The sequence below is a fragment of the Rhizobium sp. BK176 genome, assembly GCF_024808055.1.
Genome location: NZ_JANUBV010000026.1, coordinates 1 through 23,388, shown reverse-complemented (window position 1 = coordinate 23,388; position 23,388 = coordinate 1). Strand labels below are relative to the sequence as shown.

The following is a 23,388-nucleotide window of genomic DNA, read 5'->3' as shown; positions in this document are numbered from 1 at the left end:
TGATGCCTACCCCGTACCTGCAAGGAATGCCCATGTCGCTGGTCGAGACCTTCTTCAACTCCGATGTCCTGATGTCCAGCCTGCCGGCACTTCTTCGCGGTCTCTGGAACACGCTCCTGCTCGGTCTTCTCGCGATTGCCGTCGGCGTTCCGGCCGGCCTCATCGTAAGCCTGATCCGCCTCTATGCGCCAAAGCCGCTGCGCCTGCTGACGACGATCTACATCGACGTCTTCCGCGCAGTTCCGGTGCTTGTGGTCCTTATCCTGATCTATTACGCGCTGCCGTTCCTCGGCATCCGCCTCTCCTCGTGGGCCTCCGCGGTTCTGGCCTTTTCGATCGTCATGGCAGCCTATTCGGCGGAAATCTTCCGCTCCGGCATCGAAAGCGTCCCACGCGGGCAGTTCGAGGCGGCGGCCGCTCTCGGCATTCCCTTTGTCGTGACATTGCGCAAAGTCATTCTGCCGCAGGCACTGCGCATTGTTATCCCCCCCACCACCAGCAACTGCGTTTCGATGTTCAAGGACACGTCGCTTGCCTCGACAGTGGCGCTTCCCGAACTCCTCAAGGAAGCAACAGACGCACAGGCGCTCTACGCAAACCCGACGCCGCTGATCGGTGCTGCGCTGGTCTACATCCTTTTCCTGTGGCCGATGGTGCGCCTCGTCAGCCTGCTGGAAAAACGCTTCAAGGCTGAAAAGACCCGCTAAACCCCGCAAACGCCCTGCTAGTCGAAGTTGGGATCCGAAAGGTGGTTGCTGACGGAAACCTTGACGGCGCCGATCCTCGACCAGAGCGCCTTGATATCGGCAGGGTCGACATCGGCCATCATATCGCGCAGCCAGCTCTCGTGAGCCGCTGCCATCGTGGTGAAAAGCTCATCGCCCTTGGGCGTCAGCTTGGCGACCGTGACGCGGCGATCGTCGTCCGGCGTCTCACGAACGACAAGGCCATCGGCCTCTAGTCGCTCCACCAGCCCGGTCACGTTTCCGTTCGTCACCATGGTGCGCCTGGACAATTCACCAAGGCGCAATCCGTCATGCTCGCGATAAAGCTGGGCCATCAGATCGAACTGCGGAAGGGTTGCCTTGAATTCGTTTCGAAGGCGACGTCGAACCTCCTGCGAGATCAGCTTCGTTGTGGAAAGCATCCGCAGCCAGAGCCGAAGCTCCTGCTTTTCATGCGCGCCCTGGACAATTGTCTCCAGGTCGACGGTATCCACCTCCGCGTCTGCCATGTCACTCCGCCCGAACCATCTGGATAAGTCCCGTTGGTCTAGGCACCAATATTTGAAATGTCAAAGGAATTGCTTTGGCGGTCGCCGTTACGACCGGGAAAGCATTTTTGCAAGCATGAAGCCCGATCCTGCTCCCGTTCCTGCGCCCGGCCAGGTCGAGGCGCCACACATATAGAGCGACCTCACAGGCGTGGCGTAGCGCGAATATCCGGCAACGGGTCGGAAGATGAAATTCTGATCGAGATGATGACTTCCCGAAAGATTATCGCCGCCGATCAGGTTCGGGTTCTCACGCTCCAGGTCAGTCGGCGAGAAGATCGCGCGCCCGAGCACCTTCGAACGCAGGCCCGGCGCATAGCGCTCGAGAATGTCGAGGACACGCTCACAATAGGCTTCCTTTGCCTCATCCCAGTTCCGGGCGCTGATGTTGCCTGCGGCGTCACCATGGAAATTCGCCGGCAAGACACGCACCTGCAACCAAAGAACATGCTTTCCGTGCGGCGCCCGGGTAGGATCGATTGCCGTTGGCTGGCCGACGACGAGGGCGGGTTCCGTCGGAAGTAATCCGGCCGCTGCCTCTGCATAGACCCGCGACATCATTTCCAGGTCGGGGGCGACGTGCACATAGGCAAAGCGCTTGAGTTCTTCCCCCGCCCGCCAATCGGGCAACCCTTCGAGCGCGAGGTGGATCATCATCGTGCCTGGCCCCTCGCGGAATTTTCCGAGCCTGCGATCGAACTCGGCGCGCACCGGGTCTGACGCAACGAGCCGGCCAAACAGGTTCTTGGGATGAACATTGGCGATGACAGCCCTGCGCGCCTCGAGGGTTCGCCCGTCAGCCAGGACCACGCCGGTTGCCCGTCCCGATGAAACGCTGATGCTGTCGACCGGTGCATCAAGGATCAGTTCTCCGCCTTTTTCCTGGAGAAGTCCTGTCATCGCTGTGATCATCGTGTCGGCGCCGCCCTTGCCGATCACCATGCCGAAAGCCTGGTTTGCCATCGATTCAAGATAGGGGAACAGGGCCCCGCCGGCGATATCGGGGGAGAAATCGAGATGTAAGCCCCACGCCGCCATCATCGTCTTGACCTTGGCATGCGTGAAGCGTCCATCCAGAAAATCTCGGGGCGAGGCGAAAAGAAGCCTGAGCGTGTCGTAGAGCCAGCCGGTTCCCTTCTGCCGCCATGCTTTCCAGACAACCCTCAATGCCGCCAACGACGGCATTGGGGTCGCCAGAAGAGCAAAAATATGGGGTGCGTCTGATCCGAATTCGGCAAGCATCGCGCGCCACCTTCGGGCGTCTTCCGGCGAAAGGGCCGCAATACCGTCGCTGGTCTTTTCAAGATCGGAACTGACGCCAAGAAAGGTGTCGTCGCGAAACACTGTCGCAAAACAATCAGCCGCAGGCACGAAATCAAGGCCGTGTGCGATCAGTGCTTCCTTGTGTTCGGCAAAGAAGGGGGAACCGGCAAACATTGACAGGTTCATGGCTGCAACGTCGTGACGGAAGCCGGGGACGGTCAGTTCGCGGGTTTTCACAGCTCCGCCCGGCTCTCCCTTGGCCTCGACGACCGCTACTTTCCATCCCTTCGCCGCCAGGTGGACGGCCGCAGCAAGACCATTGTGACCGGCGCCCACCACCACTGCATCGTAACTCATGCTTGAACCCCTCGTTCACTTTGCCTTTTTATTCGCACATGCATACATCTTAGACGAACCTGTTCAAGGGCCGGAAAGCCTCGAGGTCACCAACAACGTCCTCGGGAGACCTCTGATTGCTATTGAAAGTCTGATATTCAGGTGAAGTCACTGCGGTTTTAGCCCCGTTGACCTGTCGGCGCCCCGGGACCTTCTCGGAACATCCAAATACTTGCAATATCATATTTCGTGACATACGCTCCCCTTATCCAGCCATCACGGGCAACAGACAAGAAGCCTCCAAAGCCCTTTGCACCGTCGCGCTGGCATCTCGCCAAGGGGAACCATGAAATGTCGACTACAGCTCTTTCAAACCTCGCAACCGCACTTGTGTCAGGCGCCGTGAAGGTCGTTGATCTCACTGCCCCACTCGGACCCGACACGCCGGTGCTTTATCTGCCGCCGCAGTTCGGCAAGAACACACCGAACGTCAAGGTCCACACCATTTCGGCCTATGACCAGGACGGGCCATTCTGGGCATGGAACTGGCTGGAACTCGGCGAGCACACCGGAACGCATTTTGATGCGCCCTGTCACTGGATCACTGGCAAGGACAATCCGAACAATACGACCGACACCATTGCGCCGCAGAACTTCGTCGCGCCCGTCAACGTGATCGACCGCTCGAAGGAAGCTGCCGCCAACCCCGACTATCTGCTCACCGTAGAGAGCATAAAGGAATGGGAAGCCGAGCACGGCGAGATCGAAGCCGGCAGCTGGGTGCTGCTGCGCACCGACTGGTACAAGCGCAACGGCTCGAGCGAGACGTTCCTGAATGCCGATGAAAATGGACCTCATTCCCCAGGCCCGACGGCGGAGGCCATCGAATACCTTTTGACCAAGAACATCATCGGCTGGGGTCAGGAAACGATCGGAACCGATGCAGGCTCGGCCGGTGGGATGAACCCGCCCTTTCCCGCGCACAACCTGATGCACAAGGCCAACCGCTACGGACTTGCAAGCCTTTGTCAGCTCGACCAGTTGCCGCCAAAAGGTGCGGTCCTGATTGCCGCTCCGCTGAAGCTCGTCAAGGGCACCGGTTCACCCGTGCGCGCGCTGGCGCTTGTCACGACTTAAAGCTCGTGCGGGCCGGAGCCAGACTCCGGCCCGTTTGACATTTCTGGCTGCGCCGAGGCGACACAATGGCTGAATACGACTACATCGTTGTCGGGAGTGGCATAAACGCGCTGGTGGCAGCCGCGATGCTCGGGAAGAAGGGCCGCAAGGTCCTCGTTCTCGAGCGGAATGAAAAAATCGGCGGCTGCCTGCGCAGCGAGGAAATAACCGAGCCCGGCTTTGTCCACGACCTGATGGCGACGACGATGGTGCTGTTTGTGACCTCGCCCGCCTATGGGGTGCTCGGCAAGGATCTTGAAGCCCGCGGTCTGGAATTCGCACATGCGGATCTGCCGACCGGCGTCCTGCGGCCGGATGGTTCGCATGTCATCTTCTCCATGGACCGGCAACGCAACGTCGCGACCTTCGACAAGCTCCACGCCGGTGACGGCATGGTCTTCTCGAGCGAGATGAACAAGCTCGGTGCAGACGCGCCTTTCCTGTTTTCACTTCTCGGTGGCGCGCTGTGGTCTGGCACGACGCTGAAGGCCGTCGCAAAGCAGGGCTGGGGACGCGGTCTTCGCCAACTTGCCGCCTGGTTCGGCGAGGCGCTGGTCCCTGCCCGCGGCTATCTGGAAACCACCTATAAGTCCGAGGATATTCATGCCCTGTGGGCTCCTTGGGTGCTGCATTGCGGCTTGGGACCGGAAGCCGCGTATTCCGCCGAAATGCTGAAGGTCATCGGCTTTGCGATTGAACTTGCCGGCTGCCCGATCGCCAAGGGAGGCGCAGTCTCCCTGCTCAATGCTTTTGAAAGATTGATTTCCGATCATGGCGGCAAGATCCGAACCGGAGCCGACGTCGCGCAGGTGACAACATCCCCTTCAGGCCAGGCTGGCGGCGTCAGGCTTGCGAGCGGCGAGATCCTCGCAGCCAACCGCGGTGTCATCTGCTCAACCACGCCGAACCAGCTCTACGGGCGTCTCACGAAGGACTGGCCGCAGCCTCTGCCCGCCGAGACGTCAGAGGCCGTTGCGCGCTTCCGCTATGGAAAGGGCAACATGCAGATCCACTACGCACTGGCTGAGCCGCCGAGGTGGAAGGCCAATCCGGAACTCGGGAAGGTCGCACTACTGCATCTGACACCCGGTCTCGACGGGGTGTCACGCGCCGCCAACGAATGCGAGCGTGGCCTGCTGCCCGCAGAGCCGACGATCTGCGTCGGCCAGCCTGCATCTCTCGACCCGAGCCGTGCACCAGACGGAAAATCGATCCTCTGGCTGCAATTGCCCGAAGCGCCGCGCTTCATCAAGGGCGATGCGGCGGGCGAGATCGCAACCACATCCGACGGTCTTTGGACGCAAGCCATTCGCGAGCGCTACGCCGATCGCATCGAGGCAATCCTGTCGCAACACATCGAGGATTTCCAATCGATCAAGCTGGCTCGCGCGGCTTATTCTCCCGCTGATCTCGAGGCAATGAACATCAACCTCGTTGGCGGCGATCCCTATGGCGGCTACTGCGGAATAGACCAGTTTTTCCTCTGGCGCCCGTTTAAGTCTTCTGTTAACCACCGCACCCACATTCCGGGTCTCTACCATATCGGCGCATCGGCCCATCCCGGCCCCGGTCTGTCAGGCGGCTCCGGATTTTTGCTCGCATCTTCCCTCCCCTGACGCAAGGACAAGGAAACGCTCATCCATGGAAGAACGGTTTTCGGGTACGGTTCTGCGACGCAAGGAAGACGGTTACGAGACGCGTCCGACGATGGGCGAGATCGGCCTCAACCATTTCGCCCCCTACCTGATGAACCGACTGATGGCGCGCTGGAACGCCAATCTGGCAGAAGAGCTCAAGGAACAGGACGTGACAACCGCCAAAATGCGCACGCTCGCGGTCTTGAGCATTGCGTCGTCGGTTACGATCAACGAACTGTCCGTCTTCGCGGTGACCGAACAATCGACCATGAGCCGAACACTCGATTCACTCGAGGAACAAGGCTACATCAGGCGCCAGCCTCGGGCTGAGGACATGCGCGTCCGAGACGTTTCGATCACGGAAGAAGGGCGGGCAGCGTTCGAAAAGCTCTGGCCGAGCATGTATGACCTCTTCCTGCAGATGTTCGACGGCGTGGACGAAGTCGAGTACCGCGCCTTCCTGTCGACGCTGCACAAGGTGCTGCACAATATCCGCAAGCATGAGATTTGAGATCGCCACGCGTCAGAGCGTCGCAACCGTCTTTAACGCTCCATCCAGTGCGATCCCGTTCTCGTCGAGCAATGCCGCCTGCCGCAGCCGTCGCATCCATGCCGCTGCATCCTCGCGCCCCTTCAACAGCGGCAGTGCCGACATCACCCGGTCGAACTTGGACAGACCCCGGGTATGGGTGTCAGAGTAACCTTTCACCAAACGCCGGTTGTTGAGGACCTCGACGGCAAGGTCATAATCGTCTGGAAGCAGCCGTTGCGCCTGCGTGAGCCAGTTTTCTCTATGTTCAATCTCTCGCATGTTGCGCAGCGTGCCGCGGCGTGTGCCGCGCAGGGCTGACACCGCATAGAGACAAAAGAACCAGAACAGCGTGCCCGTCTTGACGCGCCGACCCTTGTTGACGAAGCGATCGAGGCGATTGAAGACGGCCGGCCGACTTTCGATCCAGAGGCCGATCCGTTTCGGCAAGGTGCCGCAAACCTCGTCCATGCGCGGATGCATGTATTCTGTCATGTAGACGATCTGGTCGTCTCTGGCGCCGACTTCCTTGCGGACGCGGTCGAAGCGCGAAGCGCGGACCTTGAGGTCGGCCACGCGTATGACATCGTCATAGGCCATCGCCACGGCCACATATTTTGCCGCCTGGCAGGTGAAGGCGTAGTCCTTGTCCGGACCGCCCGCCGCCCGGTCGTTCATCAGAAGCGCGCCGACACGGTTCAGATACTCGTCGGCATAGGCCGGATCCTGAAAGTCGGTCAGCTTCTTGACACCGGCGAAAAGCAATGCGCGTGCCGGCTCGGGAAACTCGCCGCGTATCCTGTCGAGCAGAGCATCGAGCGTCGCATGGCCAGTGCTTGACGGCAAGGGATCAAGCCGCTTGTGCGGCCGGTCGGAGACCGGATCGCGCGGTTTTTCCACGGTGCGTTGATAAGCGGCGTTGAAGGCGCGCAGGCTGGGCTCGATGCCCTTGCCCCCCGCCCTGATCATGGCTTCGAAAGCATCCTTGGGAAAGGGCAGCACACCGGCCGCCGCCAGGGCACCGAACATTGCGGCCGAGATCACGCTGCCGTTCTTGACAGCCAGCGCTTCCATGTCGAAGGCGATGGTTTTCTTTGCTGCAAAATCCGTCGCCTCTACGACAACAACGGGATTGCCGATGCCATCGCCGGGCTTTTCCTTTTCACCGACGGCGAAGGCACGGTGCGTCGATGCGATCAGGGTTGTTTTGTCTGGTGTCACGAGGCCGCGCAGCACCGAGCGCCCGGCTTCCATTAGCTCGGCGGCAAGCACGACGTCGACATCGCCGGGCGTCGGCATCAACGCGAAGATCGGCTCATGGCCATCGCGCGCCGGCAAGAGTTCCAGATAATAGATCGTCGCCCCGGTTCGCTGTGCGACGCCTGGAACGGAAGTTGTTTGAGCCATCCAGCCCTGGCTCTCGGCAACTCCGACCACCCAGTCGGCCAAAACGCCGCCGCCCTGGCCGCCCATGGCAAGGATTGCCAGCGAGATTGGCTTGTCGGTCGAAAGGCGAGTGCTCATGGGACGTTGCTCGTTCATAGCAGGCCTTGCTCCACGAAGACAATGCGGCTGGAGGCGCGACGCCTCTGCAGCCAGCCGATGACGGCGCTACGCAGGCGGGCGGTAAACCGATCCCAACCGGTCGGATTGTGGATGATGTCAGCGCGATAGAAAGACGGACAGAGGACGGCCGCTTCCGACACCTCGCCGCAGTTGCCGCAACCAACGCAGTTGTTGTCGATTGCTGCGACCGGGTCATCCTTCAGCGGGTCGTCGGTGTGCTTGACCGACAGGGACGGACAGCCGGAAAGGCGAATGCAGGCGTGGTCGCCGGTGCAGACGTCTTCGTCAACCCCGAAGCGCTCCTTGACCATGCGCTGGCCGTCCTTGACGGCCTTGGCAAATTGCGGCTTCACGCGGCGCTGCTTGTTCAGCATGCATTCCGACGAGGCGACGATGATCTTTGGGCCCGGCTCTTTCGTCGTCAGGGCCTCGCGTAGCGTATCGCGCATTTTGGCAACGTCATAGGTCCGGTCGATCTGCCGAACCCATGTGGCGCCGATCCCCTTCACGGCGTTGACGATGGAGTTGTTCGTCTTGCGGCGCGGATTGATGGCGCGCGAGGACATCACGTCCTGGCCGCCGGTTGCGGCCGAATAGTAATTGTCGACAACAAGGATGACGCCGTCCTGCTTGTTGAACACGGCATTGCCGACCGAGGTCGCAAGACCGTTGTGCCAGAAGCCGCCATCCCCCATGACCGAGATCGACCGCTTCTCCGCATCGACATTGAAAGCGGAGGCCGAGGCTGGGCCAAGGCCGTAGCCCATCGTCGTGCCGCCGATATTGAAGGGCGGCAGGATCGAGAAGAGATGACAGCCGATATCGGCCGAGACATGGTGCTCGCCGAGTTCCTGCTCCACAAGTTTCATGGCCGCAAAGATTGGCCGTTCGGGACAGCCGATGCAGAAGCCAGGCGGACGTGGGGGCACCACTTCTGCAAGCGCCTTGACCTTCGGATCGTTGAGGACCGGCGTCGGGTCAGGCAGCGGTGGCTGATTGCCGAGCAGCACACGCTGATGCGTCTCGAGGAAATCCCTGATGCCTTTCATCAGCACAGGCGTGGTGTACTCGCCGCCAAGCGGCAGGACGTCCTTGCCGGATACCTTCGTCTGGATGTCGCGACGGCGCAGAACGGTGTTCAGCGACTGTTCGATATATTCCGGCGCGCCCTCCTCGACCATAAGGACCGCCCTCTTGCCAGCACAGAAGTCGGCAACCTGATCATCGACCAGGGGATAGGCAACGTTCAGGACATAGAGCGGCACGGAGCAGTTGCCATAGACATCGGCAAGCCCGAGCTGCTGCAGCGCGCGCATGACGCCGTTGTACATCCCGCCAAGAAGAATGATGCCGATGTCGCCTTCGGAAGGGCCGAAGTATTCGTTGAGTTCGTTCTTCTTGATATATTCGACTGCAGCCGGCCAGCGCTTGCCGAGCTTTTCCTTCTCATGCAGGAAGGACGCCGGCGGCAGGACAATGCGATTGACGTCGCGCACCGGATTTTCCAAGGCCTGTTTCAGCGTGAACTCAGGCCGCTTGTTGTCCTTTGCCTCGAACTGGCCGTGAACATGGCAGCTGCGGATGCCGACCTGCAACATAACGGGCGTGTTGGAGGCTTCCGACAGCTCGAACCCTTTCTCCACCGACTGCACGATGGAGGGCAGGTTGGGACGCGGATTGAGGAGCCACATCTGCGACTTCATCGCATAGGCGTGGCTGCGCTCCTGCATGATCGAGGAGCCCTCGCCGTAATCCTCGCCGATGATGATCAGCGCGCCACCCGTCACGCCGCCGGACGCAAGATTGGACAGCGCGTCCGAGGCGACGTTTGTGCCGGCTGTCGACTTCCATGTGACGGCGCCGCGCAGCGGATACATGACGGAAGCCGAAAGCATGGCTGCGGCCGCGGCTTCCGACGCCGAGGTCTCGAAATGGACGCCCAGATCCTCCATCACGTCCTTGGCATCGGCAAGCACGTCCATCAGATGCGAGATGGGCGAACCCTGATATCCGCCGACATAGGACACACCGGATTGCAGGAGAGCTTTTGTGATTGCAAGGATGCCTTCGCCGCGGAAGATTTCACCTTCCCCCAGCTTCAGATCCTCGACTTCACGCGCAAATGAGCGTTCGGCCATGGCATTCCCCTTCGTCCATGCGGACTGCCTTTCTATTCATTTGCAAAAGCATATTTCGGCGCGCGCGACCCTGTCAATCGGCAAATGCCTTCTTTGATTGAAGGCGTTACACACCGGCGTCGGCATGACCAATGGCCATCTGCCGAAAATTATATGCTCTAGCATATTATTGATCACGGAAGTGGATTTTTCAAGCTTCAACAAAGCGCTTGCCGGTTTCTGTGACTTATTTTAAGGTTGAAGCATTCCGATAATAAATCGCCAGCGGCCGGCAGGTAAGAAAACCCTCCTTCCGCTTCACAAGGGGAACGGAGTGACTATGACGACGCTTACTCGGCGCGAGGCCTTGAGCCTGGGCGCAGCAACCTTCATTACCGGGATTCTCGCCGGTCGAAATATCGTTTTGGCTGCCGAAAACGGCACGCTGACGATAGCCTTCAACGTCAATCTGCCATCCTTCGACCCCACCACCGGCCCGTCGGCGGTCAATCCGGCCATCCAGGCCATCTATCGCTCGATCTTCGACCAGTTTATCGGCCAGGGACCGGACCTGAAGTTCCAACCCGGGCTTCTGACGGACTGGGGATGGAATGAAGACAAGACCAAGGTCTGGATGGATGTCCGCGAAGGCGTCACATGGCATGACGGCACGCCGTTTACGCCGGAGGACGTCGTCTGGTCGCTGACCCGCGCGGCCGATCAGAAGGGAGGAAATCCGATTTCCTTCATCTGGTCGACGGCCGGCAACTATAAGATTGAGGGCCATCGCATCACCGGCGATGTACTGCGCTTCGAGCCGACCTACTTCAAGTGGATGGCGTTTCTGACCGGCTACGTCCTGCCCAAAGCCTATTATGAAAAAGTCGGTGCAGAAGGCTTCGAGAAGAAGCCGATCGGCACCGGCCCCTATATGGTCGACGCTTACGAGGGCAACGCCTTTCTCCGCCTCAAGGCAAACGCAAACTACTTCGGCGGCAAGCCCGCCTTCGATACCGTCGTCTTCAAGTTCGTACCCGATACGACCAGCCGCGTCGCTGAAATCGAAGCCGGCTCTTCCGATGTCACGCTCGAAATTCCCTACGAAGATTTCGATCGCCTGAAAAAGAAGTCGGGGCTTTCGGGCACCGCGACCCCGATCTCCGATATCGGCATGATCTTCATCAACAACATCGACGTGATGCTGGACAAGAACGTGCGTTTGGCCGCCCACCACGCAATCGACAAAAAGGCGATCGTTGCCCGCCTGCTGCGCGGCTATGGCGTGCCGATCGACACGCTGGAGGCGCCCGAATATGATGCCTTCGATCCGTCGATCGTCGTCGGCTTCGATGCCGAGAAGGCAAAGGCGCTGCTCGCCGCATCCGGTTACTCGCCGAAAAAGCCCGTCAAGTTCAAGATCCAGACCACGCGGGGCTTCAAGCCCAAGGATTACGAGATGATCCAGGCGATCGTGGGGATGTGGCGCAAGGTTGGCATCGAAGCCGACATCGAGGTCTACGAAATCGCCAAGCACTACGAACTGCGTGCTGCCGACGCGCTGGCGCCGGCTGCCTTTTACAACTGGGGCAACGCGATCGGTGACCCAACCACGTCGACGGGCTTTGCGATGTTCGGCCCCTCGCCGCATTCGGTTTGGAATACCGACGACCTCGACAACATGATCGGCCCGCTCTGGGGCGAGAAGGATGAGGCAAAGCGCATCGCCGGGTGGAAGGCCGTCAGCAAGTATATTGCAGAACAGGGCTATGTAATCCCGCTTCTCCAATACGCCCAGCCGATCGTCTACAAGGAAAGCCTCAAGGTTGTCCCGAACGTATCGGGCGCCCTGCAGCCGACCCTCGTCGCAAAGGCGTAAAGCATGCTCCCCACCGGATGATAAATCCGGCTTCGGGCGGGTCAGTTGGCCCGTCCGCATTCCCAAAGGGCATCCTTTGCAGGCGCTACCGGCCGCATGTTGGCTAAATCCGGCGTCCTGCGAGAAAAATGAGCTGATGATAGCGCTTTCTATCTTCAACCGCGTCGTCATGGCAGCCGTCACCTTGTTCGGCGTCGCCCTGATCGTCTTTGTCCTGTTGCGCGTGGTGCCCGGCGATCCGATCGCCATGATGATTTCGCCGGGCGCAAGTGCTGCCGACATTGCCGCTCTGCGCGCCCATTACGGCCTGGACGCGAGCCTCCCGGTCCAGTTCGGCTTGTGGCTGAAGGCGATGCTCGGCGGCGACTTCGGCACCTCGATATCTCTCAAGCGCAGCGTTCTCGACCTGCTTGGCGAGCGCCTGCCGGCAACGCTCGAACTTGCCGTCGCGGCCCTCGTCCTTGCAGTTGCATCGGGGGTAACGATCGCGGTCGTCGGCACGCTCATGCGGCGCGGCCCGCTCGAACCGGTTGTCGACGCCCTGAACGGGGTTTTTCTGGCCGTTCCAGATTTTGTCTGGGCCCTGGCACTCGTTTTGATGCTCGGGGTCTTCTATCCACTGTTTCCGCTTTCCGGTCGCATCGACCCTACGACCGACATGCCGTTTGCGACATCGTTTTATCTGATCGAGAGCCTCGCGCGGCTACGCTTTGCAGTTTTTTCCGATGTCGTCGCACATATGGTCATGCCGGTGCTCGCGCTTGGCCTCCCGCTTGCTGCAATCATCGCCCGTGTCCTTAAGGCGGCATTGTCCGAAGCAATGATGCAGGATTACATTCTCCTCGCCCGGCTGAAAGGCATGTCGGAGCTTCGCCTTGTGGTGCAGGAGGCGCTACGCAACGCGATCGGCCCGACCATCGCGCTCACGGGTGTCCAATTCACCTTTCTCATCGGCGGCACAGTTATCGTCGAGCGGATTTTCTCATACCCCGGCATCGGCAACATGGCGATTGACGCCGTCATCAACCGCGACCTGCCCTTGATCCAGGGTCTCGTACTCGTCTTCGGGGTGCTGTTCATTCTGGTCAACCTGCTTGTCGACCTCTTGGTTGCCGCATTCAATCCGAGGCTGCGTCATGGTTGATATTCCTTCTTATCCCAAACAAACGGCGGCCAAACGGCGACGGCGCGCACTCATGGCCCAACCGAAGGTCGTCCTTGGCGGCGCATTCATCCTCATCCTCGTCCTGCTTGCAGTCGGCGCGCCATGGATCGCGCCCAAGGATCCGCTCGAACAGGACCTCATGCTTGGCACCCTGCCTCCTGCCTGGATCGACGGTGCGGAGCCCGGCTACTGGCTCGGCACCGACGATCTCGGCCGCGACGTGCTCTCGCGCCTGATCTTCGGGACCCGCATTGCGCTGCTCGTCGCCTTTGTCGCAGCAACGCTTGCAGCTCTGATTGGCACGTTGCTGGGCCTCATCGCCGGTTGGTACGCCGGCTGGGCGGACCGGGTCATTTCGCGCCTTGTCGACATATGGATGGCATTCCCGCCCGTCCTCTTGTCGATCCTTCTTGTTGCTGTTCTCGGCGCCGGCGTTCACTCGGTGATCGCCGCCATCGTCATCATTGACTGGACGCGATTTTGTCGTGTCGTCCGGTCCGAAACGAAATCCCAGGCGCAGATGGATTATGTAACGGCTGCGCAAACCATAGGCTTTTCCCGCGCACGCATTCTTTTTTCGGAAATACTGCCGAACGTCGCGCCGGTCCTCATCGCCCTGGTGAGCCTGGAGATGGGCATTGCGGTGATCGTCGAAGCAATCCTGTCCTTTGTCGGCCTTTCCGTTTCCTCGGACACACCGACATGGGGCGGCATGATCGCTGCCGGCAGGCAGATGATCTATCAAGGCTGGTGGGTCATGGTCGCGCCGCTGATCGCGCTGTTTGCTACAGTCCTGGCATTCAACCAGCTGGGCGATGGCCTTCGCCGTGCCCTTGATCCGGTGATGGGCCGATGAGCAATCTTCCTCTCCTTTCCATAACCGGCCTGACGGCTGTTTCCGATCGTGATGGCGGCGCTTCCATCCTCAGGGATGTGTCGCTCAAGATGATGCGTGGCGAAGTGCTCGGCCTCGTCGGTGAAAGCGGCGCGGGAAAATCCACGATCGCAAAAGCCTTGCTCGGCATCCTGCCACGCACCATTCGTGTCACTGGCGGTTCGGTTCTGTTTGAGGATCGCGATCTGTTGACCCTTCCTCCGAGGACATTGCGGCAGATCATCGGAAACGAAATCGCGCTCATTCCGCAGGATCCGCAAACGGCACTCAACCCGAGCCGGCGCATCGAAGCGCAGCTGACAGATGGCCTTAGAATGAAACGTGGGATGTCCGTGCGGCAAGCGCATGCAAGGGCCATCTCGCTTTTGGAGGAGGTGCACATCCGCGATCCCTTGCGTGTGCTGCAGGCCTATCCGCATGAGCTTTCCGGTGGCATGCGCCAGCGCGTGCTGATCGCCGCCGCCTTCTCACTGGAGCCCAAGCTCGTGGTTGCCGACGAGCCCACGACGGCACTCGACGTGACCGTGCAAAAGCAGATACTGCGTCTGATCCGGGCCATGCAGGACAAGCATGGAACGGCTGTGATCTTCGTAACGCACGACCTCGGCGTTGTCGCACAGATTTGCGATCGTGTGACACTGCTTTATTCGGGCAAGGTCGTCGAAGCCGGATCGTGTGCTGACGTTCTCGAGCGACCGGCTCACGCTTACACAGCGGCCCTGCTTGCGGCGAGCCCGCGCTATGACCGTCCGGACGCCGGGCTGACGCCTGTCCCGCAGGCCGTGTTCGATCAGTTGCGGCGGGAAATTGGAACGGATGCGAGGCCAAATGTCTGACAAGCTTTTGACCGCATCCGGCATCGAAGTCACATACGGCGCGACCCGCGGACTGCTCGGAAAGCCGGGCGGCGGCCACAAGGTGCTGTTTGGCGTCGACATTGACATTAGGCGTGGAGAAACAGTCGGCATCGTCGGTGAATCCGGTTCGGGCAAGACGACGCTTGGCCGCGCACTGCTTCGGCTCGTCAATGTTTCGGCCGGTACGATCCATTTCGACGGGAAAGACATCACAGACATTCCCGACGCGGCACTACGGCCACTGCGAAGACGCATGCAGATGATCTTTCAGGATCCAATGGCTTCGCTGAACCCTCGCCACACGATCCGGCGCATTCTCGTGGAGCCCCTGCTCCTGCACCGTCTCGCAGACGACGCCAGGAGCGCAGAGCGCCGGATCGCCGCGATCTTCGAGCGCTTCATGTTGCCGACCGCCTGCCTTGATCGCAATCCGCATGAGCTGTCGGGCGGCCAGCGCCAGCGTGTCGGCATTGCGCGAGCAGCACTGCTCGAACCCGACTTCGTTCTGGCCGACGAAGTCGTTTCCGGGCTCGACGTCTCCACCCAGGCCCAGGTCCTCAACCTGATGAAGGAACTCTCGCGAGACCTCGGTCTGTCCATGGCCTTCATCAGCCACGATCTGTCCGTCATCCGTGCAGTCTGCGACAGGGTCTACGTGATGCGGCACGGCACCGTGGTAGAGCACGGTTCGTGCGATCGTGTCTTTACTGCTCCCGAAAACGCCTACACGCGCGCCTTGCTTGACGCCATTCCCCTGCCCCGTATTGAGCCCGGTTGGCTCGACCGCGTTGCCGAGGCTTAGTTCTTCCAGTGAGCGTCAGGGATGCGAGCGACGATGCGTGGCAGCGACGCGCGCAACCTGTTCGTAAATACCCGTCAAAAGCTCCAGTGTCCGCGTTGCCTCTTCCAGTTTGTGCGGAAAATTCGGAACCGATTTGATGGCCGCAATCAACAGTGACGCACGGATGTCCGCATACTGGTCAGTGACCCCACGACCGCTTTCGGTCACCTGATAGGTGACGCCCGACCGGCCACTGCCCTGGCGCACGACCAGCCCCGCCCCTATCAGCTTTCGCAGGCTGTACTGGATGTTCGGAATGTCCTCGCGGTTGGCAAGACGCGCGAGATCCTTGATCGTTTTCGGGCGGTCATTCATCCGGATGATGTGCAGCATGGCATTCTCGGGACCGCTTGCGGCAATATCGACAACCGACGCGAGGCACTCCGTTTGCCAGCGGCCGAACGCCTCGTAGGCGCGCATCAGCGCGTACTCGATCTCGGCGACATCCACCTCGACGGCTGTGCGCGCCAGATGCCAGCTGCGGTCCACCGCATCAGGCTGCTTTTCATGCGGTTCCTTGCGCTGCATCTCTTCGATCTCCCAAAGCCAAGACATAGCCTCCACCCAAAACCGCGTCCATCAGCATTTGTCGATTGACAGCGATAAATTTAATCATAGAGTTTGTATCATAAATTATAACAAATAATACGAGGTGAACCCATGATCAATGAGCGCAACTCCATGTTCGACGACCAGCAGTTCCTGCTCGGGACCTTCGCGACCAACTGTTCCGGCGGCATGTCGGTAACAAAGGTTCCCGAACGCTGGGTGAACTCCTGGGACAACAACCTGCAACTTGCCCACCTCCTCGACGCGGCCGGCATCGACTTCATGCTCCCGATCGCACGCTGGATCGGGTATGGCGGCGATACAAACTTCCACGGCAACGTGCTCGAAACGATGACCTGGGCGGCCGCACTTCTGGCGCGGACACGCGATATCAACGTCTTTGCGACGATCCATACGGCAGCCAACCTGCCGGCGGTCGTTGCCAAGCAGATCGCCACCATCGACCAGATCAGCGGCGGCCGGATCGGGCTGAATATCGTCGCGGGCTGGAACCAGCCGGAATATCAGGCGCTCGGTCTCGACCTTCCAGCCGGTCACGCCGAGCGTTACGAATATGCGCAAGAGTGGTTTGATGTCGTCAAGGCACTGTGGAGCCGCAAGGAGGCTTTCGACTGGAACGGCCAGCACTTCAAGCTCACCAACATTCTGGGAGACCCACGGCCATCCGGCCATGTCCCGATCCTGAACGCGGCAGGCTCCGGTGAAGGCCGCAACTTCGCGGTCCGCAACGCCGATTTCCTGTTCACGCCGGCAATCGATCTCGCCCGCTCGGTCGACGAGATCACCGCACTGAAGGCGCAGGCTGCAGACGTTGGCCGCCCTGTCGGCGTCCTGACTTTTTCACACGTCGTCTGCCGCCCGACGGAGAAGGAGGCTCGAGACTATCTTCGTCATTTCGGGCAGGACAATGCTGACTGGGACGCCGTCGACAATCTGGTGCGCCTGCAGTTTGCGCATGCCCAGTCCTTCCCGCATGACCTTTTGGCACTGATCCGGGACCGGATGGCCGCAGGCCATGGCGGCTTCCCGCTCGTCGGAACACCAGAGCAGATCGCAGACGGCATCCTTTCGCTGCATAAGGCCGGCTTCCGGGGCACGACGCTCTCGTTCGTGGACTATCTGGTGGAGTTCCCGTACTTCCGCGACACGGTCCTGCCGATCCTGGCCTCAGAGGGCATTCGCCGTCCAGCCAAGGCATTCGATATTGCTGTCTAACCCTGGCGGGGCGCTCAAATCGTTTTCGGCACTGTCGCCGCAACGTCTCCAACCGCCGCGAACGGAACGCTCCAGCATCTGAACCGGCGCATGCTCTATTGCGGAAAACCAATTCCGGTTGAGCGGGCGCACACACCACGCATTCTGGGAGGATTGTCATGCTGCTTCAGGAAAGCCAGGGCGGGCTTCAACCGTCAACGGACATGTTCCGGGCCGCCATGCGCCATCTTCCCGGCAATGTCGCCGTTATCACTGTTGGAACGGGTAGCGAGCGCTCCGGCCTCGTCGTCACATCTGCCGTTTCGCTGGCCGCCGACCCGCCACTGGTCATGGCCTGCGTCAACCGGTCGTCTTCCAGCTGGCCGCTTTTTCGCCGGTTCGGCCATTTCGGCGTCAATTCGCTGGCGGGCCACCAGCAGGACATTGCCGAACGCTTCTCCGGCCGCCACGGCTGCAAAGGCTCTGAGCGTTACGCCAACGCCGAGTGGATCACGCTTTCGACCGGTGCCCCGTTGCTGGTCGATGCCACCGTTAGCCTTGATTGCACGTTGGAGGAAATGATCGACCGGGCGACGCACTCCATCATTATCGGCCAGGTGAATGCCATTCGCGTCACTGAAGGCCAGGATGCGTTGATCTACTGGCATGGTGGATATCGCAGGCTCGAGCGATAGGGACGAGCCCACCGCCTGCGGGATTCCATTGATTAACCCTTGACGCCTCGCTCTGCCTCTATATATTTTAAACTTCAAATAACTTGATCGCCGGCACATGCGCGGCGTGACCGGGAAGGAATGAAGATGCGCATCGTCTGTATCGGAGGAGGTCCAGCGGGGCTCTATTTCGGCCTTTTGATGAAGAAGCTTCACCCTGAGCACTCCATTCGTGTCGTCGAGCGCAACCGGCCCTACGATACCTTCGGCTGGGGGGTCGTGTTCTCGGATGCCACCATGGCCGCGATGCAGGAATGGGACCCGGAAAGTGCCGCTGAGATCCAGGATGCGTTCAATCACTGGGACGACATCGAGGTCTGGTTCAAGGGCACCCGCCAGCGCACGTCCGGCCACGGCTTCGTCGGTATCGGTCGCAAGAAGCTGCTCAACGTCCTCCAGAAGCGCTGCGAGGAACTCGGCGTCGAGCTGATCTTCGAAACCGACGTGACCTCCGATCTCGACTTCCCCGACGCCGACCTGGTGATCGGATCGGACGGGTTGAATTCAAAGATCCGCAACCACTATCCCGAGGTGTTCCAACCCGACATGATCACCCGGCCGAACCGGTACATCTGGCTTGGCACCAACAAACTCTATGACGCCTTCACTTTCGACTTCCGCAAGACGGACCACGGCTGGTTCCAGGCGCACATCTACAAGTTCGATGACCAGACCTCGACCTTCATCATCGAGACGACCGAGGAGGCCTACCTGGCCCACGGTCTCGACAAGATGGATCAGGACGGCTCGATCGCGTTTTGCGAAAACCTGTTCCGCGAGGTGCTCGACGGCGCACCGCTGATGACCAACTCACGCCATCTGCGTGGTTCTGCCTGGCTGAACTTCAATCGCCTGATCTGCGGCAAGTGGAGTCATTTCAATGGCAACTCGCATGTCGTGCTGATGGGCGACGCGGCTCATACCGCACATTTCGCCATCGGCTCCGGCACGAAGCTCGCAATCGACGATGCGATCGAGCTGACAAGGCAGTTCCAGATGCACGGACACGGCAGGGAAGCGATCCCGGCCGTCCTCGAAACCTACGAGGAGATTCGCCGTGTCGACGTCGCGCGCATCCAGAATGCGGCGCGCAACGCCATGGAATGGTTCGAGGTCGTGGGTCGCCGCTACGCCGATAGGCTTGAGCCGCAGCAGTTCATGTATTCCATGCTGACCCGCTCTCAACGCATCAGCCATGAGAACCTGCGCCTGCGCGACAAGACCTGGCTCGAAGGCTACGAGCGCTGGTTTGCGAAGAAATCGGGCGTCGCTGTCGGAAACGACAGGTGCCTGCCACCGATGTTCACGCCCTATCAACTGCGCGGAACCACGCTCATCAATCGCATCGTGGTTTCGCCGATGGCCATGTATTCGGCACAGGATGGATTGCTGAACGATTTTCATATCGTCCACCTCGGCTCGCGGGCGCTCGGTGGTGCCGGACTGGTGTTTGCGGAAATGACCTGTGTCTCGCCCGACGCCCGCATCACGCCTGGTTGCCTCGGGCTCTGGAACGAGGAGCAAGCCGCGCAATGGCGCCGGCTGGTCGATTTCGTTCACACCAACAGCGCCGCCAAGATGGGAATCCAGATCGGCCACGCCGGCCGCAAGGGTTCGACCAGGCTCGCCTGGGACGGCATCGACCAACCCGTCAGCGAAGGCGGCTGGCCGCTGATCTCGGCCTCCGCCGTGCCCTATCTCAAGAACAGCCAGGTCCCGAAGGCGATGGATCGCGCCGACATGGACCGCGTCAAGGCAGACCATGTCCGTGCGACGGAACTTGCGGTTACGACCGGCGTCGACTGGCTCGAACTGCACTGCGCCCACGGCTACCTGTTATCCAGCTTCCTCTCGCCGGTCACCAACCTGCGCGATGACGAGTATGGCGGCAGCCACGAAAATCGCGCCCGCTACCCGCTCGAGATCTTCCGGGCAATGCGCGCCGCCTGGCCCGAGGACAAGCCGATGTCCGTGCGACTGTCCTGTCATGACTGGATGGACGGCGGGAACACGCCCGAGGATGCGGCAATCTTCGCGCAGATGTTCAAGGATGCCGGCGCTGACCTCATCGATTGCTCCTCGGGTCAGGTGTCAAAAAACGAGCAGCCGGTCTACGGCCGCCTCTTCCAGACCCCGTTCTCCGACAAGATCCGCAACGAGGTCGGCATTCCGACAATCGCCGTCGGCGCGATCTCGGAGGCCGATCACGCCAACTCCATCATTGCGGCCGGTCGCGCCGATCTATGCGCCGTTGCCCGTCCGCACCTTGCCGACCCTGCCTGGTCATTGCATGAAGCAGCCAAGATCGGTCTGACCTCGATAGCGTGGCCGAAGCAATATCAGGCCGGCAAATATCAGTACGAGGCCAACCTCGCCCGCGCCGCCACGGCGGCGCCGGCCAAATAGGCGCGTCATGATGACCACGTCAGGCAAACTCTCAGGCCGCCACGCCCTCGTCACCGGCGCCGGGTCCGGTATCGGAGCGGCGATCGCCCGTGCCCTTGTTTCGGACGGGGCGCATGTGACGCTCGCCGGCAGAAGGCGCGAGCCGCTGCAGGCTCTCGCCGATGAAATCGGAACCGAAGGTGTTCATGTCGTCGATGGGTTCGATGTGACAAATGCGGCAGCAATCGCCAGGGGACTGGGGAGCGCCCGCAAGGCATTCGGCCCGGTAGACATTCTCGTCAACAATGCCGGCCAGGCCCCGAGCGCCGCCTTCGAAAAGACCAGCCTCGACATGTGGAATGAGGTGCTCGCCGTCGATCTGACCGGCGTCTTCCTCGTGACCCAGGCGGTGCTGCCGGACCTCAAGGCACGGGGAGACGGGGCACGCATCATCAATATCGCCTCGACCGCGGGGCTGACCGGGTATGGATACGTCTCCGCTTATGTCGCGGCCAAGCATGGCGTCGTTGGCCTGACCCGGTCACTGGCGCTGGAACTCGCAAAGACGGGGATAACCGTCAATGCAGTCTGCCCGGGCTTTACCGACACACCGATCATCGCGCGATCGATCGAAATGATCATCGAAAAAACCGGGCGCAGCGCCGAACAGGCGCTCGCCGAATTCACGAAATCCAATCCGCAAGGCCGGCTCGTAAAGCCCGAAGAGGTCGCGGACGCAGTGCTGTGGCTTGCGGCCCCCGGCAGCGCATCGATCAACGGACAGGCCATCGCAGTGGCTGGTGGGGAGGTTTTGGCGGGATGAGCGACAACGACATGACCATGCAGGGACACCTGCGCTCCTTCAGGGACCTTCAACCCCGGCATTTCCTCTGGGACGTCAGCGAGGACGGACGCGTTGCGACGATCACGCTCAACCGGCCGGATCGGAAGAACCCGTTGACCTTCGACAGCTATGCCGAGTTGCGCGACCTGTTTCGCGATCTCGCCTATGCATCGGACGTGCGGGCGATCGTGCTATCGGGAGCTGGCGGCAATTTCTCGTCTGGCGGTGACGTGTTCGAGATCATCGAGCCGTTGACGCGCATGGCAATGCCCGAGCTCCTTGCGTTTACGCGCATGACGGGTGATCTTGTCAAGGCGATGCGCAAATGCCCACAGCCGATCGTCGCCGCTGTCGACGGCATCTGTGCAGGCGCTGGCGCAATTCTCGCCATGGCGTCCGATCTCAGGCTGGCGACTCCTGAAGCAAAGACTGCCTTCCTCTTTACCCGCGTCGGGCTTGCGGGGGCAGACATGGGCGCATGCGGGATCCTCCCCCGCATCATCGGCCAGGGCCGCGCCGCCGAATTGCTTTACACCGGGCGTTCCATGTCCGCCGCCGAAGGCAATGCCTGGGGCTTCTACAATGCCCTTCATCCAAGCAGCGATCTCTCCGCCGAGGCACACAAGCTAGCAGCCTCGCTGGCCGACGGACCGTGGTTCGCACATGGCATGACCAAAACCATGTTGAACCAGGAATGGGCGATGGGCATCGACGAGATGGTCGAATCCGAAGCGCAGGCACAGGCCATCTGCATGGCGACACAGGATTTTCGCCGCGCCTTTGAAGCCTTTGCCGCCAAGCGCAAGCCAACCTTCGAGGGAAACTAGACTATGACCATTCCCGCGACATTGACTGGTCCATCCTGGGATCATCTCGACTGGCCGTTCTTCGACAGCAGCCATCGCGAATTCGCAACCCGGCTGGACGCATTCGCCAAGTCCGATGCGATGACGATGATCGACCACACCGATGTCGATGCCGCATGTCGCAGGCTCGTCCGGGCGTTGGGCGACGCGGGAATTTTGAAGGTGGCAACGGGCGCTTCCGAAACCGACCCGCTGATTGATTCACGCCTGGTCTGCCTGGCGCGCGAAACCCTTGCCTGGCATGACGGATTGGCGGACTTCGCCTTCGCGATGCAGGGGCTCGGGACCGGAGCGATCGGCCTCAGCGGTTCGGCCGCCCTTCGCGCCGCCGTCATGCCGAAAGTGCGCAGCGGCGAATGGCTGGCCGCCTTTGCGCTGTCTGAAAAGGATGCGGGATCCGACGTTGCGGCCATGGCCTGTGCGGCTCGCCCCGACGGCGACCACTACATTCTCGATGGCGAAAAGACCTGGATCTCCAACGGCGGCATCGCCGATGTCTATACGGTCTTTGCCCGAACCGGCGAGGCGCCGGGTACGCGCGGCATTTCAGCCTTCGTCGTCTTTGCCGATGACCCCGGCTTCTCGATCGCCGAGCGCATCGATGTCATTGCCCCGCACCCGCTCGCAACAACCCGCTTCGAGAGCTGCCGTATCCCCGCATCGCGGCGGCTCGGCGATCCGGGCGAAGGTTTCAAGATCGCCATGCGCACTCTCGATATCTTCCGGGCTTCGGTCGCCGCCGCCGCCGTGGGCTTTGCCCGGCGCGCCCTTGACGAAGCGCTTTCGCATGCGAGAGAGCGGCAGATGTTCGGTGCAAAGCTGGCCGATCTCCAGCTTACCCAAGCAGCCCTCGGCGACATGGCAACAGGGATCGACGCCGCGACGTTGCTGACCTACAGGGCTGCGTGGCGACGCGATGTGCAGAAGCTGTCGACGACGCAGGAAGCCGCAATGGCGAAGATGACGGCGACGGAAACGGCCCAGACAGTCATCGATCGCGCAGTTCAGCTGTTCGGCGGTCGCGGTGTCCGGACCGGCGAGATTGTCGAAAAACTCTATCGGGAGATCCGCGCGCTACGCATCTACGAAGGCGCAACCGAGGTGCAGAAGCTCATAATCGCGCGCGAACTCCTGAAGACCAAATGATGAGAGACATAATGCTACAAACACGCGAGATCTTCGACTGGGCCGATCCGTTCCGGCTGGTGGAGCAGCTGACGGACGAGGAGCGCATGGTGCAGGAGACTGCACACGCCTATGCGCA

General features: G+C 60.8%; 20 protein-coding genes. 15 read left to right on the top strand and 5 right to left on the bottom strand.

Going from position 1 to position 23,388, the window contains the following annotated elements; genetic code table 11:
* Positions 1 to 32 precede the first annotated feature (32 nt).
* Positions 33 to 707 (top strand): amino acid ABC transporter permease, encoded by a 675-nt coding sequence (locus FHT76_RS36095; protein ID WP_183758613.1) that lies wholly within the window; start codon positions 33 to 35, stop codon positions 705 to 707.
* Positions 708 to 724: 17 nt separating this feature from the next.
* Here the strand turns inward: FHT76_RS36095 and FHT76_RS36090 are convergent, their stop codons facing one another.
* Together FHT76_RS36090 and FHT76_RS36085 are read right to left on the bottom strand one after the other, a co-directional pair.
* Positions 725 to 1,234, bottom strand: coding sequence for a MarR family winged helix-turn-helix transcriptional regulator (locus FHT76_RS36090; protein ID WP_183758611.1), 510 nt, complete (start codon positions 1,232 to 1,234; stop codon positions 725 to 727).
* Between the two features lie 87 nt (positions 1,235 to 1,321).
* On the bottom strand, positions 1,322 to 2,893 hold the full coding sequence (locus tag FHT76_RS36085; protein WP_183758609.1) for an NAD(P)/FAD-dependent oxidoreductase: 1,572 nt from the start codon (positions 2,891 to 2,893) through the stop codon (positions 1,322 to 1,324).
* Positions 2,894 to 3,223: 330 nt separating this feature from the next.
* On the opposite strand from FHT76_RS36085, the gene FHT76_RS36080 reads away from it, so the two are divergent.
* The 3 genes from FHT76_RS36080 to FHT76_RS36070 all read left to right on the top strand — a co-directional run bounded on the left by FHT76_RS36080 (position 3,224) and on the right by FHT76_RS36070 (position 6,196).
* Positions 3,224 to 4,009, top strand: coding sequence for a cyclase family protein (locus FHT76_RS36080; RefSeq protein WP_183758607.1), 786 nt, complete (start codon positions 3,224 to 3,226; stop codon positions 4,007 to 4,009).
* Positions 4,010 to 4,074: 65 nt separating this feature from the next.
* A complete protein-coding gene (locus FHT76_RS36075; RefSeq protein WP_183758605.1) occupies positions 4,075 to 5,664 on the top strand; it encodes an NAD(P)/FAD-dependent oxidoreductase in 1,590 nt (529 codons plus the stop codon).
* A 25-nt stretch (positions 5,665 to 5,689) separates the two neighbouring features.
* Positions 5,690 to 6,196 carry a MarR family winged helix-turn-helix transcriptional regulator gene (locus FHT76_RS36070; RefSeq protein WP_016558305.1) on the top strand — a complete coding sequence of 169 codons (507 nt, stop codon included), beginning with the start codon at positions 5,690 to 5,692 and terminating at the stop codon, positions 6,194 to 6,196.
* A gap of 12 nt (positions 6,197 to 6,208) precedes the next feature.
* Here the strand turns inward: FHT76_RS36070 and FHT76_RS36065 are convergent, their stop codons facing one another.
* Together FHT76_RS36065 and FHT76_RS36060 are read right to left on the bottom strand one after the other, a co-directional pair.
* Complete coding sequence (locus FHT76_RS36065) at positions 6,209 to 7,756, bottom strand: indolepyruvate oxidoreductase subunit beta family protein (RefSeq protein ID WP_183758603.1); 1,548 nt, start codon at positions 7,754 to 7,756, stop codon at positions 6,209 to 6,211.
* A complete protein-coding gene (locus tag FHT76_RS36060) occupies positions 7,753 to 9,918 on the bottom strand; it encodes an indolepyruvate ferredoxin oxidoreductase subunit alpha (RefSeq protein ID WP_183758601.1) in 2,166 nt (721 codons plus the stop codon). Before FHT76_RS36060 ends, FHT76_RS36065 begins: the two co-directional genes overlap by 4 nt.
* Before the next feature lie 319 nt (positions 9,919 to 10,237).
* On the opposite strand from FHT76_RS36060, the gene FHT76_RS36055 reads away from it, so the two are divergent.
* The 5 genes from FHT76_RS36055 (at position 10,238) to FHT76_RS36035 (ending at position 15,492) form a co-directional block, all read left to right on the top strand.
* Positions 10,238 to 11,773, top strand: a complete 1,536-nt coding sequence (locus FHT76_RS36055) for an ABC transporter substrate-binding protein (RefSeq protein ID WP_183758599.1) — start codon at positions 10,238 to 10,240, stop codon at positions 11,771 to 11,773.
* Between the two features lie 136 nt (positions 11,774 to 11,909).
* Positions 11,910 to 12,917 carry an ABC transporter permease gene (locus tag FHT76_RS36050; protein WP_183758597.1) on the top strand — a complete coding sequence of 336 codons (1,008 nt, stop codon included), beginning with the start codon at positions 11,910 to 11,912 and terminating at the stop codon, positions 12,915 to 12,917.
* Positions 12,918 to 12,969: 52 nt separating this feature from the next.
* A complete protein-coding gene (locus tag FHT76_RS36045; protein ID WP_246712816.1) occupies positions 12,970 to 13,794 on the top strand; it encodes an ABC transporter permease in 825 nt (274 codons plus the stop codon).
* Entirely contained in the window at positions 13,791 to 14,669 is an 879-nt protein-coding gene (locus FHT76_RS36040; RefSeq protein ID WP_183758594.1) for an ABC transporter ATP-binding protein, read from the top strand. Before FHT76_RS36045 ends, FHT76_RS36040 begins: the two co-directional genes overlap by 4 nt.
* Positions 14,662 to 15,492 (top strand): ABC transporter ATP-binding protein, encoded by an 831-nt coding sequence (locus FHT76_RS36035; protein WP_183758592.1) that lies wholly within the window; start codon positions 14,662 to 14,664, stop codon positions 15,490 to 15,492. The genes FHT76_RS36040 and FHT76_RS36035 overlap by 8 nt, the downstream gene beginning before the upstream one ends.
* Positions 15,493 to 15,507: 15 nt before the next feature.
* On the opposite strand, the gene FHT76_RS36030 is transcribed toward FHT76_RS36035, so the two are convergent.
* A complete protein-coding gene (locus FHT76_RS36030; RefSeq protein WP_246720211.1) occupies positions 15,508 to 16,086 on the bottom strand; it encodes a winged helix DNA-binding protein in 579 nt (192 codons plus the stop codon).
* A 105-nt stretch (positions 16,087 to 16,191) separates the two neighbouring features.
* Here FHT76_RS36030 and FHT76_RS36025 point away from each other — a divergent pair, with 105 nt between their 5' ends.
* The 6 genes from FHT76_RS36025 to FHT76_RS36000 all read left to right on the top strand — a co-directional run bounded on the left by FHT76_RS36025 (position 16,192) and on the right by FHT76_RS36000 (position 23,270).
* Positions 16,192 to 17,316 carry an LLM class flavin-dependent oxidoreductase gene (locus FHT76_RS36025; RefSeq protein ID WP_183758589.1) on the top strand — a complete coding sequence of 375 codons (1,125 nt, stop codon included), beginning with the start codon at positions 16,192 to 16,194 and terminating at the stop codon, positions 17,314 to 17,316.
* Positions 17,317 to 17,474: 158 nt separating this feature from the next.
* Positions 17,475 to 17,990 carry a flavin reductase family protein gene (locus tag FHT76_RS36020; RefSeq protein ID WP_183758587.1) on the top strand — a complete coding sequence of 172 codons (516 nt, stop codon included), beginning with the start codon at positions 17,475 to 17,477 and terminating at the stop codon, positions 17,988 to 17,990.
* A gap of 126 nt (positions 17,991 to 18,116) precedes the next feature.
* Positions 18,117 to 20,435: a bifunctional salicylyl-CoA 5-hydroxylase/oxidoreductase gene (locus FHT76_RS36015; protein WP_183758585.1), complete on the top strand. Its 2,319-nt coding sequence runs from the start codon at positions 18,117 to 18,119 to the stop codon at positions 20,433 to 20,435.
* A 7-nt stretch (positions 20,436 to 20,442) separates the two neighbouring features.
* Positions 20,443 to 21,237 carry an SDR family NAD(P)-dependent oxidoreductase gene (locus FHT76_RS36010; protein ID WP_210281060.1) on the top strand — a complete coding sequence of 265 codons (795 nt, stop codon included), beginning with the start codon at positions 20,443 to 20,445 and terminating at the stop codon, positions 21,235 to 21,237.
* On the top strand, positions 21,234 to 22,085 hold the full coding sequence (locus FHT76_RS36005) for an enoyl-CoA hydratase family protein (protein WP_183758581.1): 852 nt from the start codon (positions 21,234 to 21,236) through the stop codon (positions 22,083 to 22,085). The genes FHT76_RS36010 and FHT76_RS36005 overlap by 4 nt, the downstream gene beginning before the upstream one ends.
* 3 nt (positions 22,086 to 22,088) lie before the next feature.
* Positions 22,089 to 23,270, top strand: a complete 1,182-nt coding sequence (locus FHT76_RS36000; protein ID WP_183758579.1) for an acyl-CoA dehydrogenase family protein — start codon at positions 22,089 to 22,091, stop codon at positions 23,268 to 23,270.
* Positions 23,271 to 23,388: the final 118 nt, after the last annotated feature.

What these genes read in the sequence shown, in the direction of transcription:
- FHT76_RS36095 (WP_183758613.1), top strand. Translation starts at nt 33, where the DNA reads ATGTCGCTGGTCGAGACCTTCTTCAACTCCGATGTCCTGATGTCCAGC.
- FHT76_RS36035 (WP_183758592.1), top strand. Translation starts at nt 14,662, where the DNA reads ATGTCTGACAAGCTTTTGACCGCATCCGGCATCGAAGTCACATACGGC.
- FHT76_RS36045 (WP_246712816.1), top strand. Translation starts at nt 12,970, where the DNA reads ATGGCCCAACCGAAGGTCGTCCTTGGCGGCGCATTCATCCTCATCCTC.
- FHT76_RS36090 (WP_183758611.1), bottom strand. Translation starts at nt 1,234, where the DNA reads ATGGCAGACGCGGAGGTGGATACCGTCGACCTGGAGACAATTGTCCAG.
- FHT76_RS36005 (WP_183758581.1), top strand. Translation starts at nt 21,234, where the DNA reads ATGAGCGACAACGACATGACCATGCAGGGACACCTGCGCTCCTTCAGG.
- FHT76_RS36060 (WP_183758601.1), bottom strand. Translation starts at nt 9,918, where the DNA reads ATGGCCGAACGCTCATTTGCGCGTGAAGTCGAGGATCTGAAGCTGGGG.
- FHT76_RS36040 (WP_183758594.1), top strand. Translation starts at nt 13,791, where the DNA reads ATGAGCAATCTTCCTCTCCTTTCCATAACCGGCCTGACGGCTGTTTCC.
- FHT76_RS36025 (WP_183758589.1), top strand. Translation starts at nt 16,192, where the DNA reads ATGATCAATGAGCGCAACTCCATGTTCGACGACCAGCAGTTCCTGCTC.
- FHT76_RS36070 (WP_016558305.1), top strand. Translation starts at nt 5,690, where the DNA reads ATGGAAGAACGGTTTTCGGGTACGGTTCTGCGACGCAAGGAAGACGGT.
- FHT76_RS36015 (WP_183758585.1), top strand. Translation starts at nt 18,117, where the DNA reads ATGCGCATCGTCTGTATCGGAGGAGGTCCAGCGGGGCTCTATTTCGGC.
- FHT76_RS36020 (WP_183758587.1), top strand. Translation starts at nt 17,475, where the DNA reads ATGCTGCTTCAGGAAAGCCAGGGCGGGCTTCAACCGTCAACGGACATG.
- FHT76_RS36065 (WP_183758603.1), bottom strand. Translation starts at nt 7,756, where the DNA reads ATGAACGAGCAACGTCCCATGAGCACTCGCCTTTCGACCGACAAGCCA.
- FHT76_RS36050 (WP_183758597.1), top strand. Translation starts at nt 11,910, where the DNA reads ATGATAGCGCTTTCTATCTTCAACCGCGTCGTCATGGCAGCCGTCACC.
- FHT76_RS36055 (WP_183758599.1), top strand. Translation starts at nt 10,238, where the DNA reads ATGACGACGCTTACTCGGCGCGAGGCCTTGAGCCTGGGCGCAGCAACC.
- FHT76_RS36085 (WP_183758609.1), bottom strand. Translation starts at nt 2,893, where the DNA reads ATGAGTTACGATGCAGTGGTGGTGGGCGCCGGTCACAATGGTCTTGCT.
- FHT76_RS36030 (WP_246720211.1), bottom strand. Translation starts at nt 16,086, where the DNA reads ATGTCTTGGCTTTGGGAGATCGAAGAGATGCAGCGCAAGGAACCGCAT.
- FHT76_RS36010 (WP_210281060.1), top strand. Translation starts at nt 20,443, where the DNA reads ATGATGACCACGTCAGGCAAACTCTCAGGCCGCCACGCCCTCGTCACC.
- FHT76_RS36080 (WP_183758607.1), top strand. Translation starts at nt 3,224, where the DNA reads ATGTCGACTACAGCTCTTTCAAACCTCGCAACCGCACTTGTGTCAGGC.
- FHT76_RS36075 (WP_183758605.1), top strand. Translation starts at nt 4,075, where the DNA reads ATGGCTGAATACGACTACATCGTTGTCGGGAGTGGCATAAACGCGCTG.
- FHT76_RS36000 (WP_183758579.1), top strand. Translation starts at nt 22,089, where the DNA reads ATGACCATTCCCGCGACATTGACTGGTCCATCCTGGGATCATCTCGAC.